We start from the raw sequence: 14,128 nt of genomic DNA, 5'->3' as shown, positions 1-14,128 counted from the left end.
CCCGCGGAGACCCGCGAGATCCTCATCCGGTCCCTCGCCATGCTCCGCACCAAGCACGCCGACCTGCCGTCCCGCAAACACGGCAACCCGCCGCAGTAACCCTCCCCCCGACGGATCGCCGACCACCACCCACCACCGCCGGCCGCCGCCGGTCGTCGCCGCCACACCCCGGGCCACCGCTGCCACCACGGCTGCTGGTGGCCCAAGGCGTGTGCCGGCGCATGTGGCGCGCCCGGGGCAGCCGGCGGTACGCCACAGCGCCGGCGACGGAAACCCCCGGGCGCCGGCCGGCACCTCGCGGCAGCCCGCCGCCCGCCGCCCCCTTCTCCGCGCTCGGTGCCGCGGCTCCCGTACCCGGGGCCCGCTCCGACACACCCGCTCGCCCCGCAAACCCGGCCGGGCAGTGCACCGCGCCACCCGGCCGGAAACCGGGGGTGGCGGGGCGGTGGGCCCGCCCCGGAAAAGGGGAGTGGCCGGTTCGAGTCGTTCTCCAGGCCTGTCCGCGAGGCTCGGTGCCCATGAACGGTTTTGTGCACACGGCAGCCGAAACACCGCCCGGGCCGGCCCGGGCGGCGACGGCCGCCGCCACGGAGCGGGGATGTGGCGGGTGTGTCTGCCGTGCCGTGCGGTGTACCGAGCCCCTATCTGGAGGACAACTGTGAGGGACTACCGATGAGACGGGTCGTCATCACCGGCATAGGCGTCGTCGCTCCCGGCGGTGTGGGCACCCGGAATTTTTGGGACACGCTCACCGCGGGCCGTACCGCCACCGGGCACATCACCCTGTTCGACGCGTCCGCCTACCGCTCCCGGATCGCGGCCGAGGCCGATTTCGACCCCGCCGCGCACGGTTTCAGCCCCGCCGAGGCCGCCCGCCTGGACCGGGCCGCCCAGTTCGCGCTGGTCAGCGCCCGGGAAGCGCTCGCCGACAGCGGCCTTACGGGCGCGCTGGACGCGGTGCGCACCGGTGTCACCCTGGGCAGCGCGGTGGGCTGCACGACCTCCCTCGACGAGGAGTACGCCGTCGTCAGCGAGCACGGCTCCGCCTGGGAGGTGGACCACACCCGGGCCGTGGCCCATCTGTTCGACTACTTCGTGCCCAGCTCGATGGCGGCCGAGGTGGCCCGTGCCAGCGGCGCGCAGGGCCCGGTGTCGCTGGTGTCGACCGGCTGCACCTCGGGCCTGGACTCGATCGGCCACGCCGTCGACCTCATCCGTGAAGGCAGCGCCGACGTCATGGTCGCCGGCGCGACCGAGGCACCCATCTCGCCGATCACGGTGGCCTGCTTCGACGCCATCAAGGCCACCAGCCCCCGCAACGACGACCCGGCCACCGCGTCCCGGCCGTTCGACCGCACCCGTAACGGGTTCGTCCTGGGCGAGGGCGCCGCGGTGCTGATCCTGGAGGAGTTCGAACACGCCCGCCGCCGCGGCGCGCACGTGTACGCGGAGATCGCCGGGTTCGCCGGCCGCAGCAACGCCTACCACATGACCGGTCTGAAAGCGGACGGCACGGAGATGGCCGAGGCGATCACCGCGGCCCTGGACGAGGCACGGCTGGATCCCACCGCCGTCGACTACATCAACGCCCACGGCTCGGGCACCAAGCAGAACGACCGGCACGAAACCGCCGCGTTCAAACGCAGCCTCGGCCCGCACGCCCGCACCGTCCCGGTCAGCTCCATCAAGTCGATGATCGGGCACTCCCTGGGCGCGATCGGCTCGCTGGAGGTCGCCGCCAGCGCCCTGGCCATCGAACACAACACCGTGCCGCCGACGGCGAACCTGCACGAGGCGGACCCGGCCTGCGACCTCGACTACACCCCGCTCACCGCCCGCGAACAGCGCACCGACACCGTCCTGAGCGTCGGCAGCGGGTTCGGCGGCTTCCAGAGCGCCATCGTCCTGACCCGGCCGCGCCTTCAGGAGGCAGCATGACCACGGCACTGGCCCCCCACCCCGCCCCCGCCGGCGAGACCGCCCCCACCCCCACCCCCACCCCCGTCCCGGCGCCCCGGGCGACGCACACCGGGGCGCACCCCGTCCGCCGGCCCGCCGCCGCGACCGTCACCGGGATCGGCGTCATGGCACCCAACGGGCTGGGCACCGAGGCCTGGTGGGCGGCCGTCCTCGCCGGCACCAGCGGCATCGGCCCCCTCACCCGCTTCGACGCCGCCCGCTACCCGGTCAAGATCGCCGGCGAGGTCGACGGCTTCGTCGACACCGACCACCTGCCCAGCCGGCTGCTGCCGCAGACCGACCGGGTCACCCGCCTGTCCCTGGCCGCCGCCCGCCAGGCCCTCGACGACAGCGGCTGCGACCCGGCCGCCCTGCCCGCCCACCAGGCCGGCGTCGTCACCGCCAGCTCCGCCGGCGGCTTCGAATTCGGCCAGCGCGAACTGCAGGCCCTGTGGAGCAAAGGCGGCCAGCACGTCAGCGCCTACCAGTCCTTCGCCTGGTTCTACGCCGTCAACACCGGCCAGATCTCCATCCGGCACGGCCTGCGCGGCTCCAGCGGCGTCGTCGTCACCGAACAGGCCGGCGGCCTCGACGCCCTCGCCCACGCCCGCCGCCAGATCCGCAAGGGCAGCCACATCATGATCACCGGCGGGGTCGACTCCGCCCTGTGCCCGTGGGGATGGGCCGCCCACCTCGCCGGCGGCGGCCTGAGCCGCGTCAACGACCCCACCCGCGCCTACCTGCCCTTCGACACGGCCGCCTCCGGCCACGTCGTCGGCGAAGGCGGCGCCCTGTTCGTCCTCGAGGCCGCCCCCGCCGCCCGCGCCCGCGGCGCCCGCTCCTACGGCACCTTCACCGGCTACGCGGCCACCTTCGACGCCCCCGCCACCGTGGACACCCCCCTCACGGCGGACGGATGCCGCCTGGCCGACGCCGCCCGCCTGGCCCTGGCCGACGCCGGCCTGAACACCGGCGACATCGACGTCGTCTTCGCCGACGCCGCCGGCACCCGCGGCGCCGACGCCGCCGAAGCCGCCGCCCTGACCGCCCTGTTCGGCCCGCACGGCGTACCGGTCACCGCCCCCAAGACGATGACCGGCCGCCTGCTGGCCGGCGGCGCCGCCCTCGACGTCGCCGCCGCCCTGCTCAGCCTGCGCGACCAGGTCGTCCCCCCCACCGTCCACACCCGCGACCTGGCCGACGACTGCCCCATCGACCTGGTCACCACCGCCCGCCCCGCCCGGCTGCGCCACGCGCTGGTCCTGGCCCGCGGCCGGGGCGGATTCAACTCCGCCGCCGTCCTCAGCCACGGCCCCGGACCGCACTGACCCCCCCGCAGAAGACGAAGGAGACGCGTCATGAAGCACCTGGAACTGGACGACCTGAAGACCCTGCTGCGCGAGTGCGCCGGCGTCGACGAAGGCGTCGACCTCGACGGCGACGTCCTGGACGTCCCCTTCCTCGCCCTCGGCTACGACTCACTGGCCCTGCTGCAGACCACCGGCCGCATCGAACGCGACTGGGACATCACCCTCGACGAGGAAGGACTCGACGAGGCGGAGACCCCCCGCGACTACCTCGCCCTCGTCAACCGGGCCCTGTCCGCGCGGACCGCGGTGTGAGACCGGCCGGGCCGGACAGGGCCACCGGGCACACCCCCGGGCCCGCCGACGTCCTCGTCGTCGGCGCCGGCCCGGCCGGGCTCGCCCTGAGCCTGATGCTGCTGCGCTCCGGGACACAGGTCACCTGCGCCGAGAAGTCGACCACCTACCGGCGCGACTTCCACGGCGAGATCCTGCAGCCCGGCGGCCAGCGCATCCTCGACCAGCTCGGCGTGCTGGACGCCGCGACACGGCGCGGCGCCCGCACCCTCGACGGCTTCCAGGTCCTCGAACGCGGCCGCGTCCTGCTCGACATCGACTACCGGCGCCTGGACGCCCCCCACAACCGCCTCCTGGCCCTGCCCCAGCGCCACCTCCTCGAAGAACTCCTCGCCGCCTGCCACCGGCTGCCCGGCTTCACCCACCTGCCCGGCCACCGCATCAGCGCCCTGCGCGGCGAGGGCGGCCGCTGCACCGGCGCGGTGTTCACCGGCCCCGCCGGAACGCGCACCACCGTGCCCGCCCGGGTGGTCGTCGCCGCCGACGGACGCTTCTCCAAAACCCGCACCCTCGCCGGCATCGGCGCCGGCCGCAGCGAAGCGTTCGACCAGGACATCGTCTGGTTCACCCTGCCCGCACCCGGCCGCGCCACCGGACGCGTCCGCATCCACCGCGCCGCGGGCACCGCCGTACTGGTCCACGACACCCACCCCGACCGGCTCCGCGTCGGCTGGGCCCTGCCCCACGGCAGCTGGCAGACGGCCACCGCCCGCGGCATCGCCCCCATCAGGGACGAACTGGCCGCCGCCGTCCCCGAACTGGCCGACCTGATCCACGAACACCTCACCGGCCTGTCCGACCTGGCCCTGCTCGACGTGTTCGCCGCCGACGCCGAGGAATGGGTACGCGACGGCCTCGTCCTGACCGGCGACGCCGCCCACACCCACGGCCCGCTCGGCGCCCAGGGCATCAACCTCGCCCTGCAGGACGCCGCCACCTTGCACCCCGTCCTCCTCGACGCCCTCGCCGCCGGCGCCTGCACCCGCGAACGGCTCGCCCCCTTCCCACAGTTGCGGGCACCCGCCGCCGCCCGAGTCACCCGCCTCCAGCGCCTGCAGGCCAAAGCGTTCCTCGGCAACGCCGGACCCGCCGCCACCTACCTGCGCTCCCGCGCCGCCGCCCTGCTCACCCGCACCCCCCTCGGCGCGCACCTCACCTCCCGCATCGCCTTCGGCCCCGCACCCGTCCAGGTACGGACCGACCTGTTCACCAACGCCCCCCGGCCCACCCAGAAAGGTGCACGCGCAACATGACTGCTCCGAGCCGTCGGCGTTTCGTCGCCCAGGCGTTCACGGCGGGCGCCGCCGCCTCCCTCACCACCGCCGGCCTCGCACCCGCCGCCCGCGCCGCCGACCCGACCCCCGCCCCCGCCCCTGCCCCCGCCCCGGCGGTCCGGGTCACCCCCGACGACCCCCGCTACGCGGCCCTGTCGGTACGCGGCAGCAACAAACGCTTCACCGCCCACCCGGACGCCTTCTGCCTGCCCACCACCACCGCCGACGTCGTCCACGCCGTCACCGACGCGGTCAGGCGCCGCCGGCGCATCGCCGTACGCAGCGGCGGCCACTGCTACGAGAACGTCGTCGGCGACCCGGCCGTCCAGATCGTCATCGACCTCGCCGCCATGAACGCCGTCACCTACGACCCGGGCAGACGCGCCTACATGGTCGAAGCCGGCGCCCAGCTCATCGACGTGTACAAGAGCCTCTACTACGGCTGGGGCGTCACCCTGCCCGGCGGCGCCAGCGCCACCGTCGGCTTCGGCGGCCACATCACCGGCGGCGGATACGGCGCCCTCAGCCGCGCCCACGGCCTCGCCTCCGACCACCTGTACGCACTCGAGGTCGTCGTCGTCGACGCCCACGGCCGCGCCCGCGCCGTCGTCGCCACCCGCGAAAGCAGCGACCCGCACCGCGACCTGTGGTGGGCCCACACCGGAGGCGGCGGCGGCAACTTCGGCATCGTCACCCGCTACTGGTTCCGCTCCCCGAACGCCCACGGCGACGACCCCGCCCACCTGCTGCCCCGCCCGCCCGCCACCATCCTCTCCAACGCGGTGATCTACCCCCGCGACGGCATGGACCAGGCCGCCTTCGGCCGACTCCTGCACAACCACGGCCGCTGGCACGAGGACCACAGCGACCCCGCCTCCCCGTACACCGGCCTCTACAGCGGACTGGTGCTCCCCGGCCGGCTGAAGGACAACGAGCCCGGCCAGAGCGCCATCGCCTTCACCCACCTCGACGGCACCCTCCCCGGCGCCCGCGAACTGCTGGACCGCTACGTGAACGCGCTGACCGACGGCGTCGGCATCACCCCCTACATCACCGACACCGCCAGCGAGCCCTGGCTGACCGCGACCGTCGCGCTCGCCGAGTCGCAGGACACCGACAAGGGCCGCCACAAGATCAAGTCGGCCTACCTGCGCCGCGCCCTCACCCGCGCCCAGACCGACGCCCTCTTCACCCACCTGAACGCGACCGACCACCGCAACGACAGCGCCTCCGTCTCCCTCCAGTCCTACGGCGGCCGCACCAACGCCCTGCCCGCCGGCGCCACCGCCGGCGCGCACCGCGACTCCGTCCTCAACGTGATCTTCATGAACACCTGGCAGGACCCCCAGGCCGACACCGTCAACATCGACTGGCTGCGCCGCACCTACCGGGACGTGTTCGCCACCACCGGAGGAGTGCCCGTCCCGGGCCGCGGCAGCGACGGCGCCTACATCAACTACCCGGACATCGACCTCGCCGACCCCCGCTGGAACACCTCCGGCGTGCCCTGGCACCACCTCTACTACAAGGACAACTACCCCCGCCTGCAACGCATCAAGGCGAAGTGGGACCCGCGCGGCGTCTTCCGCCACACCCTGTCCATCCGCCCCGCCTGAAACCCGACCGGCCGCCGGGCCCCACCCCCCGGCGGCCCGCGCCGGTCCCGCCCGCACACGGACCCACCGGCCGACCGATCCCACCGCCCGCACGGGGCGGCCCGCGTCGGCCCCGGACCACCGGCCTCGCCGCCACCGTCCGCACCGGACCACCGGCCCCGCCGGCCCGCCCGCACCGGCCCCACCGGCCGCACCCGGCCTCGCCGCCACCGTCCGCACCGGACCACCGGCCCCGCCGTCCGCACCCGGCCCGCCGCCACCGTCCGCACCGGCCCCACCAGCCGCGCGCCGGGCCCGCCGGGCGGCCCGAATCGGCGCCGACACCGGACCACCGGCCCCGCCGCCACCGTCCGCACCGGACCACCGGCCCCGCCGTCCGCACCCGGCCCGCCGCCACCGTCCGCACCGGCCCCACCGGCCCCACCGGCCGCGCGCCGGGCCCGCCGGGCGGCCCGAATCGGCGCCGACACCGGACCACCGGCCGCGCCGGCCCCGCCGTTCGCACCGGCGGCCGACCGACGCCGCGCCCCCGCCAGGCGGCCCGCGCCGGCCAACCTGACCCACCGGCCCCGCCGGGCGTCCACGCCGCCCCCGCCGGGCGGCTCGCGCCGGGCGGCCATGCCGGCCCCCGCCAGGCGGCCCGCGCCGGGCGGCCCTTGTCGCAGCGCGCCCCGGCGCTCAGCGCGTCCGGCCCAACTCCCGCAGCAGCGCCCGCTCCAGCGGGCTCAGCGGCATGTCCGGACGCAGCCGCTCCGGATGGCCCGGTGCGGGCCCGCGCAGCGAAGCGGGCCGTAGGGCCGCGGCCCGCGCGCACTCGCCCGCCGCATAGACGGACCCGTAGGCCACCAGGCCCCGCCACACCACCCGCAGGCCCCGCCGCACCGCGTGCCGGGCGGCCGCGCCGCCGCCGCGCCCGGCACCGTGCGACGCACGCGGGAACTCGTCGCTCATCGGGGGTCCTTCCGTTCGGGTGTGCCGGGCCGGCAGTCGTCCCGGTCACGCTCCGACGCGCCTCTCGGGGCGGGCCGGAAAACCCCTGGAGAGTCGACCGCGCCACAAGGAGCGCCCACCAGACTCGGCCCGTCCACGACATCTGCCCGAGGAGAGGCCGTGCCCTCCAGCACCACAGTCCGCAACCAGGCCCCCGCGCCCGCCGGCCGGGCGACGGAGGTGGCGCCAGGCGTCCACGCCTACCTCCAGCCGCCCGGCGGCTGGTGCCTGAACAACGCCGGCATCCTCGTCTCCGGCGGCGAGAGCGCCCTCATCGACACCGTGGCGACCGAGTCCCGCGCCCACCACCTGCGCACCACCGCGCTCGCCCTGAACGCGGCCGCCCCGCGCGCGGTCGTCAACACCCACTTCCACGGCGACCACGCCTTCGGCAACCACCTGTTCCCCGAGGCGCTCGTCATCGGCCACGAACGCACCCGCACCGAGATGATCGCCGCCGGGCTGCACCTGACCGGCCTGTGGCCCGACGTCGACTGGGGCACCATCGAACTCACCCCGCCCCAGCTCACGTTCACCGACCGGCTGACCCTGCACGTCGGGCAGATCCGCGCCGAACTGGAGCACATCGGCCCCGCGCACACCTCCAACGACACCGTCGTGTGGCTGCCCGAGCACCGGGTGCTGTTCACCGGCGACCTGGTGATGAACGGTGTGACACCGTTCTGCCTGATGGGCACGATCAACGGATCACTGACCGCCCTCGAGCGGCTGCGGGCCTTCGGCGCCACCACGATCGTCCCCGGCCACGGCCCCCTGTGCGGGCCCGAGGTCCTCGACCGGGTCGAAGGCTATCTGCGTCTGGTCCAGCAGCTCGCCGCCCAGGGCCACCGGGCCGGCCTGACCCCGGCCGAGACCGCCCGCGGCGCCGCTCTCGGCCCCTACGCGAAGCTCCTGGACAGCGAACGGCTCGTGCCCAACCTGCACCGCGCCTTCGCCGAACTCGACGGCGCCGGCGACAGCGACCCGCTGCCCGTGCCCGTCAGGCAGACGGCACTCGCCGAGATGATCGACCACCACGGCACGCTGCCCTGCTGCCTGGCCTGACGACACGGCCACGCCCACGACACCACCACGCCCACGACACGACGACGCGCACGCCACGACCGCGCGCACGAAGAGAGGCGGACCGCCGGAGCGGGCCGCCTCTCCTTGGTGCCGGACCGGGTGTCAGACCAGGTGGTCCGGGCTGACCTTGCGGAACTTCGTGCGCAGTTCACCGTCCTCGTGCACCAGGATGTCGGTGACGAAACAACTCGGACCGACCACCGGCTCACGCACACCCGGACGGGTCTGCACCACCAGCGCGTAGTACTCGGTGCGCAGCGTGCCGTCGTCCTGTGCGAAGACCTGGAGCATGTTGAACCAGTGGCGGCGCTGCACCGGGTCGGCCGCGTGCGTGGTCCTCTGGTACTCGCCGATCGCCGCGGCGATCGCCTCCCGGCCCACCAGCGGGTCGCCACCCGGACGGTGGTCGAAGACGCCGTCGGCGGTGAACGAGCCGGCGAACTCCTCGGCCCGCATGCCGTCCAGGTGACGCACCTGGCCGGCGTAGAACTGCTGCACCTGTGCGTAGATCTCGCTCTGCGACACGACGGCCGCCATGGCTGTGCTGGTCACGTGATTCCTCCGGGGATGCTCCGGCCCTTCGGGCCGGGAAAATATGGGGGCGAGTTTCCTGCGGTGCAGGGCGAAAGCGGCGGATCGCCGTCCGGGTGATGCGTCCTCCCGCCGCCAGGGCCGCCCGGGCGGGCGCACTGCCGCGGCCCGCCGAGCCTCGCCGTGCCAGGTGGACCCGCCCTCGAGCCGCACTGGGCCCGGCCCCGCCGCCGGGTGTGCGTGGAGCGTTCCTCGAGCGAACCTCCATACGGGCACGGCAGATTGACCGGCACCGACACCGGTGTCGGACGAAGGAGGCCGCCCATGGACGGAACGTTCCGGGACGTGGTGCTGCTGCTGCCCGGCCAGGGCGCGCAGTACCCGCGCATGGGCGCCGGACTCTACGGCAGCGACCCCGTCTTCACCGACGCCGCCGACCGGTGCCTGGCCCTGTTCGGCAACGGCGACGAACTGCGCGCCGACTGGCTCGGCGACCACCCGGCCATCGGCATCGACGACGTACGCCGGTCCCAGCCGCTGCTGTTCACCGTGGACTACGCGCTCGGCCGCATGGTCATGTCCTGGGGTGTGCGCCCCGCGGCCCTGCTCGGCCACAGCGTCGGCGAACTCGCCGCCGCGGTCCTGGCCGGCGTGTTCACCCTCGAGGACGCGGTGGCCGTCATGCGCGACCGGGTCACCCGCATCGCCCCCACCCCGCCCGGCGGGCTGCTGACCGTCGCCGGCACCCCCGACGACGTACGCCCCTTCCTCGCCCGCCACCCCCACATAGCCGTCGGCGCGCTCAACGCCCCCCGCCAGACCGTCCTCGCCGGTCTCACCGGCCCGCTGGACGCCATCGCGGCCGACCTGCGCCACGCCGGGATCACCACCATGCCGGTGGCCGCCCACCACCCCTTCCACAGCCCCGTCCTGGCCCCGCTGTTCCAGGACCTTGCCCTGTACCGGCGGATCACCGCCCGCCCGCCCCGCGTCCCCTTGTGGTCGGCGTTCACCCGCACCCGGCTGGAGGCGGACACCGTGGCCGACGCGGCCTTGTGGGCGAGCCACCCCGCCGCCCCGGTCCACTTCTGGCCCACCCTCGACAAACTCCTGTTCACCGGCCGCCACCTGCTGCTGGAGACCGGGCCCGGCCGGAGCCTGACCACCATCGCCCGCCGCCATCCGGCCGTGCGCCTGGCCCACCACACCACTCTCGCGCTCCTGCCCGTCCGCAGCCGCACCCCGGACGACGACCGGCAGCAGACGGCCCGGGCCCACGAACAGCTCCGGGCCGCCACCACGGCCCCCCAGTGGGCCTGAGCCCGCCCAACGGGGGGCGGGGCGGACGGGAAAGGCGGACTGCCGACAGCGGCTGCTCCCGCCCGACGCACGCGGCACCCCGGGCGGCACCGCCGAACCGGCCCCCGGCGGTCAGTAGTTGCCCAGACCGCCGCACACGTTGAGCGCCTGCGCCGTCACGGCCGCCGCATCGTCGCCGACGAGGTACTCGACCATCGCGGCCACCTCCCGCACCTGCACGTAACGGCCGTTGGGCACCCGGGTGGTGATGCGCTCGTACGCCTCCTCCTCGCTCACCCCCCACACGCCCGCGTAACCGGCGCGGACCCGCTCCGCCATCGGCGTCTCGACGAACCCGGGACACACCGCGTTGACGGTGATGCCGGTACGGGCCAGCTCCAGACCGAGCGCCTTGCTGAAGCCCACGACACCGTGCTTCGACGCCGAGTACGGGGCCGCCAGCACCACGCCCTGCTTACCGCCCGTCGAGGCGATGTTGATGATCCTGCCGCGGCCCGCCTCCTGCATGCCGCCCGCCGTCAGAACCTCCTTGGTGACCCGGAAGACACTGGTCAGGTTGGTGGCGATGACGTCGGTCCACAGCTCGTCGGTGATCGTCGCGGTCGGCCCGCCGCCGCTGCGGCCGGCGTTGTTGACCAGGATCCGTATCGGACCGTGCTGCTCCACGACCGTGCGCACCAGCTCACTGATCTGCTCCTGCTCGCGTACGTCGCACACCGAGCCGGTGACCGAAAGCCCCTCCTCCACGAGCTCCTTGACGGTGCTGGACACCGTCTCCTGGGAACGCCCGCACAGATGCACCGGGATGCCGGCGGACGCCAGCCTGCGCACGATCTCCAGGCCGATACCGCTGGTGCCGCCCGTCACCAGGGCGATCCGCTGATCCTTGACGGTCTCACTCATCTGAACTCCTTTGTGGACATACCCCCGGCTTCAGCCGGGGGGGAGGAAACGAAGCCCCTGCGGAGCGGGGCGGGAAAAGGTGAATCGCCGCCGGCCGATGTGCCGTCCACCCTCAACCAGTGGCAAACGCCCGCAAGTCGGCCTGCTGGTGCCGCTTTCCGTCCGTACCAGGACGTGCGACAGGATCGGCAACCGGCCGAGGACCGCTCGACGCACACTCGAAACGCGCTCGGAGGACGCTCGGGGCGCTCTTCGGCCGGCGGTCTCAGCGCGCGACCCGCTCCAGCAGCGGCACATACAGGTTCGGGTCGCTGCTGCTGAGCGTGCGCAGCGTGGTGCGGTGCGCGGCGAACTCGGGGCGGGCCAGGGCCGCGCGGAAGGACTCCTCGTCCTTCCAGTCGGCGATGTTCACATACAGGTGCGGCTCGTCGACGTGCTGGAGCAGCCGGTGGTTGAGGAACCCGGGCTGGGCGGCGAAGAACGCCGACGTGGCGTCGAAGGCCGTCTCGAACTCCTCGGTGGAGCCGGTGACATGGAACCGGTTGATGAAAGTGATCACGATACGCGTCCTCTGATCGGGGGCCTCCTCGCGCCACGGTCCCGCCCCGCGCTAGAGCAGCCGTCGAACGGAGCCGGTCCCCACCGCCGCCGAACCCCCCGCCCGCGCCCGTTCCGCGCCGCGCCCCGTCCCGTGCCGCCCGCGCCCGTTCCGCGCCTTCCGTGTCCCGCTTCCGCGTCCCGTCCTCCGCCTGTTCGACCGGTCGTCGAGCGGTCCTCGACCGTTCGCCGAGCCGTGCACCAGCCCTGCTCAGGGCCGGTTTGGGACCCTCGGCCGGATATCCGCTACCCGTAAGGAAGCCGACGTGGATCCGACCAGCACCGCCGTCCTCGCCGAAGGACTGCGCAAACGCTACGGCGACCGGTACGCACTCGACGGATTCGACCTGCGTGTACCCGCCGGCACCGTCCACGGGCTGCTGGGCCCCAACGGTGCGGGCAAGACCACCTCGGTCGGCATCCTGTCGACCCTGCTGAAGGCCGACGGCGGACGCGCCGAGGTCGCCGGGCACGACGTCGCCCGCCAGGCCGCCGAAGTCCGCGCGAGCATCGGCCTGGTGGGCCAGTACGCCGCCGTCGACGAAGTCCTCAGCGGACGGCAGAACCTCGTCATGTTCGGCCGCCTGCACCACCTGTCGCCGGCCGCCGCCCGCCGCCGCGCCGACGAACTCCTGGAGCACTTCCGCCTCGCCGACACCGGCAAGAAGCCGCTCAAGGAGTACTCCGGAGGCATGCGCCGCCGCCTCGACCTGGCGGCGAGCATGGTCCTCGCCCCGCCGGTGCTGTTCCTCGACGAGCCGACCACCGGCCTCGACCCGCGCAGCCGCGGCGAGGTGTGGGAGGCGGTGCGCAGCCTCGTCGACACCGGCACCACCGTGCTGCTGACCACCCAGTACCTGGAAGAGGCCGACCAGCTCGCCCACGCCGTCTCCGTCATCGACTCCGGCAAGGTCATCGCCGAGGGCACGCCCGACGAGCTCAAGTCCCGCATCGGCGGCGACCGGATCGACGTCGTGGTACGCCGCGCCGACCAGCTTCCCGCCGCCGCGGCGGCGCTGGAGCAGGTGTGCGCCGACCGGCCCGACACCGACCACGACACCCGCCGCATCAGCGCCCGCGTCAAGGACCGCACCAGCGCGCTCGCCGGCATCGTCCGCGCCCTGGACGCGGCCGGCGTGGCGGCCGAGGACATCGCACTGCGCCGGCCCACCCTCGACGAGGTGTTCCTCCACCTGACCGGCACGTCCGCCGGCGCCACCGACAGCTACAGCGGCAGCGGCGCGTCCGGCAGTACCGGTGACGGTGCCCGAGAGGCGGTGGCGGCATGAGCATCACCGCACCCCGCCCCGTGGGCAGCGTGGCCCTCGCCCCGGTGATCGCCCGCACCCCGCTGGCCCGGCTGCGCTGGGCGGCCGCCGACGGCTGGACGGTCACCCTGCGCGGCCTGACCCACTGGGTCCGCGAACCGGGCACCCTGATCGGGTCGCTGGCCTTCCCCGTCATGATGGTGCTGATGTTCGGGTACTTCTTCGGCGGCGCCATGCAGGTGCCCGGCGGCGGCAACTACCGCGAGTTCCTCGTACCCGGCATGTTCGTCATGACGATGGTCTTCGGCATGGGCGAGACGGTCACCGCCGTCGCCGCCGACAAGAACCGCGGCGTCACCTCCCGCTTCCGCACCATGCCGATGGCCCCCTCCGCCGTGGTCGTCGGACGCGCCGTGACCGACATGCTCTCCTCCCTGCTGGCCCTGGCCGTCCTGTTCGCCACCGGCCTGGCCATCGGCTGGGACGCCCACGGAACGCTCGGCGAAACCACCCTCGCGGTCGGCCTGTTGCTGCTGCTGCGCTTCGCACTGGTGTGGGCCGGCATCTACCTCGGACTGCTGATGAAGGGCCCCGAGGGCATCACCATGGTGCAGACCCTGGAATTCCCCATCGGCTTCCTCACCAGCGCGTTCGTCGCACCGTCGACCATGCCGGGCTGGCTGGGCACGATCGCCGAGTGGAATCCGTTGTCCTCCACGGTGCTGGCGGTGCGGGAACTGTTCGGCAACCCGGGATTCGGCGGGGACTCATGGATCGCGCAGCACGCGCTGCTGATGGCCGTGGTGTGGCCCGTCGTCCTGTGCGCCGTCTTCTTCCCGTTGTCGGTGCGCCGCTTCCGCAACCTGACAAGCTGATCACCGACGCACACGCACGACGCAGCACGAGCAGCACCAGCACGACGC

General features: G+C 74.1%; 13 protein-coding genes. 9 read left to right on the top strand and 4 right to left on the bottom strand.

Annotated elements, in window-relative coordinates; translation table 11 throughout:
- Positions 1 to 672: 672 nt before the first annotated feature.
- From ACTMTU_RS34250 to ACTMTU_RS34230, 5 genes are all read left to right on the top strand, one after another.
- The gene (locus tag ACTMTU_RS34250) at positions 673 to 1,938 is read left to right on the top strand and encodes a beta-ketoacyl-[acyl-carrier-protein] synthase family protein (protein ID WP_441267328.1); all 1,266 of its coding nucleotides are present in this window, start codon (positions 673 to 675) and stop codon (positions 1,936 to 1,938) included.
- 146 nt (positions 1,939 to 2,084) lie between these two features.
- Complete coding sequence (locus ACTMTU_RS34245; RefSeq protein ID WP_441267333.1) at positions 2,085 to 3,287, top strand: ketosynthase chain-length factor; 1,203 nt, start codon at positions 2,085 to 2,087, stop codon at positions 3,285 to 3,287.
- A 30-nt stretch (positions 3,288 to 3,317) separates the two neighbouring features.
- Positions 3,318 to 3,581 (top strand): acyl carrier protein, encoded by a 264-nt coding sequence (locus tag ACTMTU_RS34240; RefSeq protein WP_441267327.1) that lies wholly within the window; start codon positions 3,318 to 3,320, stop codon positions 3,579 to 3,581.
- Entirely contained in the window at positions 3,578 to 4,873 is a 1,296-nt protein-coding gene (locus ACTMTU_RS34235; RefSeq protein ID WP_441267326.1) for an FAD-dependent monooxygenase, read from the top strand. The genes ACTMTU_RS34240 and ACTMTU_RS34235 overlap by 4 nt, the downstream gene beginning before the upstream one ends.
- Positions 4,870 to 6,510 (top strand): FAD-binding protein, encoded by a 1,641-nt coding sequence (locus tag ACTMTU_RS34230; protein ID WP_441267325.1) that lies wholly within the window; start codon positions 4,870 to 4,872, stop codon positions 6,508 to 6,510. The genes ACTMTU_RS34235 and ACTMTU_RS34230 overlap by 4 nt, the downstream gene beginning before the upstream one ends.
- 678 nt (positions 6,511 to 7,188) lie before the next feature.
- Here ACTMTU_RS34230 and ACTMTU_RS34225 read toward each other — a convergent pair.
- Positions 7,189 to 7,461 carry a DUF6059 family protein gene (locus tag ACTMTU_RS34225; protein WP_441267324.1) on the bottom strand — a complete coding sequence of 91 codons (273 nt, stop codon included), beginning with the start codon at positions 7,459 to 7,461 and terminating at the stop codon, positions 7,189 to 7,191.
- Between the two features lie 159 nt (positions 7,462 to 7,620).
- Here ACTMTU_RS34225 and ACTMTU_RS34220 point away from each other — a divergent pair, with 159 nt between their 5' ends.
- The gene (locus ACTMTU_RS34220; RefSeq protein ID WP_441267323.1) at positions 7,621 to 8,565 is read left to right on the top strand and encodes an MBL fold metallo-hydrolase; all 945 of its coding nucleotides are present in this window, start codon (positions 7,621 to 7,623) and stop codon (positions 8,563 to 8,565) included.
- A gap of 123 nt (positions 8,566 to 8,688) precedes the next feature.
- Here the strand turns inward: ACTMTU_RS34220 and ACTMTU_RS34215 are convergent, their stop codons facing one another.
- Positions 8,689 to 9,138 carry a nuclear transport factor 2 family protein gene (locus ACTMTU_RS34215; protein WP_441267322.1) on the bottom strand — a complete coding sequence of 150 codons (450 nt, stop codon included), beginning with the start codon at positions 9,136 to 9,138 and terminating at the stop codon, positions 8,689 to 8,691.
- A gap of 303 nt (positions 9,139 to 9,441) precedes the next feature.
- Here ACTMTU_RS34215 and ACTMTU_RS34210 point away from each other — a divergent pair, with 303 nt between their 5' ends.
- Entirely contained in the window at positions 9,442 to 10,437 is a 996-nt protein-coding gene (locus ACTMTU_RS34210) for an acyltransferase domain-containing protein (RefSeq protein WP_441267321.1), read from the top strand.
- Positions 10,438 to 10,548: 111 nt separating this feature from the next.
- On the opposite strand, the gene ACTMTU_RS34205 is transcribed toward ACTMTU_RS34210, so the two are convergent.
- Both ACTMTU_RS34205 and ACTMTU_RS34200 read right to left on the bottom strand, forming a co-directional pair.
- Entirely contained in the window at positions 10,549 to 11,340 is a 792-nt protein-coding gene (locus ACTMTU_RS34205) for an SDR family NAD(P)-dependent oxidoreductase (protein WP_441267320.1), read from the bottom strand.
- Between the two features lie 265 nt (positions 11,341 to 11,605).
- Positions 11,606 to 11,899, bottom strand: coding sequence for an antibiotic biosynthesis monooxygenase family protein (locus ACTMTU_RS34200; RefSeq protein ID WP_441267319.1), 294 nt, complete (start codon positions 11,897 to 11,899; stop codon positions 11,606 to 11,608).
- A 304-nt stretch (positions 11,900 to 12,203) separates the two neighbouring features.
- On the opposite strand from ACTMTU_RS34200, the gene ACTMTU_RS34195 reads away from it, so the two are divergent.
- Together ACTMTU_RS34195 and ACTMTU_RS34190 are read left to right on the top strand one after the other, a co-directional pair.
- Positions 12,204 to 13,226 (top strand): ATP-binding cassette domain-containing protein, encoded by a 1,023-nt coding sequence (locus ACTMTU_RS34195; RefSeq protein WP_441267318.1) that lies wholly within the window; start codon positions 12,204 to 12,206, stop codon positions 13,224 to 13,226.
- Positions 13,223 to 14,080: an ABC transporter permease gene (locus ACTMTU_RS34190; protein ID WP_441267317.1), complete on the top strand. Its 858-nt coding sequence runs from the start codon at positions 13,223 to 13,225 to the stop codon at positions 14,078 to 14,080. Before ACTMTU_RS34195 ends, ACTMTU_RS34190 begins: the two co-directional genes overlap by 4 nt.
- Positions 14,081 to 14,128 lie beyond the last annotated feature (48 nt).

The sequence above is a fragment of the Streptomyces sp. OZ13 genome, from assembly GCF_052068155.1.
GTDB lineage: Bacteria > Actinomycetota > Actinomycetes > Streptomycetales > Streptomycetaceae > Streptomyces.
Note: the sequence above shows the minus strand (reverse complement) of the source record. Positions and strands in the feature narration are given on the sequence as shown.

Bases quoted from the DNA above. Each gene is read 5' to 3' on its own strand.
- ACTMTU_RS34250 (WP_441267328.1), top strand. From the start codon at position 673: ATGAGACGGGTCGTCATCACCGGCATAGGCGTCGTCGCTCCCGGCGGT.
- ACTMTU_RS34230 (WP_441267325.1), top strand. From the start codon at position 4,870: ATGACTGCTCCGAGCCGTCGGCGTTTCGTCGCCCAGGCGTTCACGGCG.
- ACTMTU_RS34245 (WP_441267333.1), top strand. From the start codon at position 2,085: ATGGCACCCAACGGGCTGGGCACCGAGGCCTGGTGGGCGGCCGTCCTC.
- ACTMTU_RS34225 (WP_441267324.1), bottom strand. From the start codon at position 7,461: ATGAGCGACGAGTTCCCGCGTGCGTCGCACGGTGCCGGGCGCGGCGGC.
- ACTMTU_RS34210 (WP_441267321.1), top strand. From the start codon at position 9,442: ATGGACGGAACGTTCCGGGACGTGGTGCTGCTGCTGCCCGGCCAGGGC.
- ACTMTU_RS34205 (WP_441267320.1), bottom strand. From the start codon at position 11,340: ATGAGTGAGACCGTCAAGGATCAGCGGATCGCCCTGGTGACGGGCGGC.
- ACTMTU_RS34240 (WP_441267327.1), top strand. From the start codon at position 3,318: ATGAAGCACCTGGAACTGGACGACCTGAAGACCCTGCTGCGCGAGTGC.
- ACTMTU_RS34190 (WP_441267317.1), top strand. From the start codon at position 13,223: ATGAGCATCACCGCACCCCGCCCCGTGGGCAGCGTGGCCCTCGCCCCG.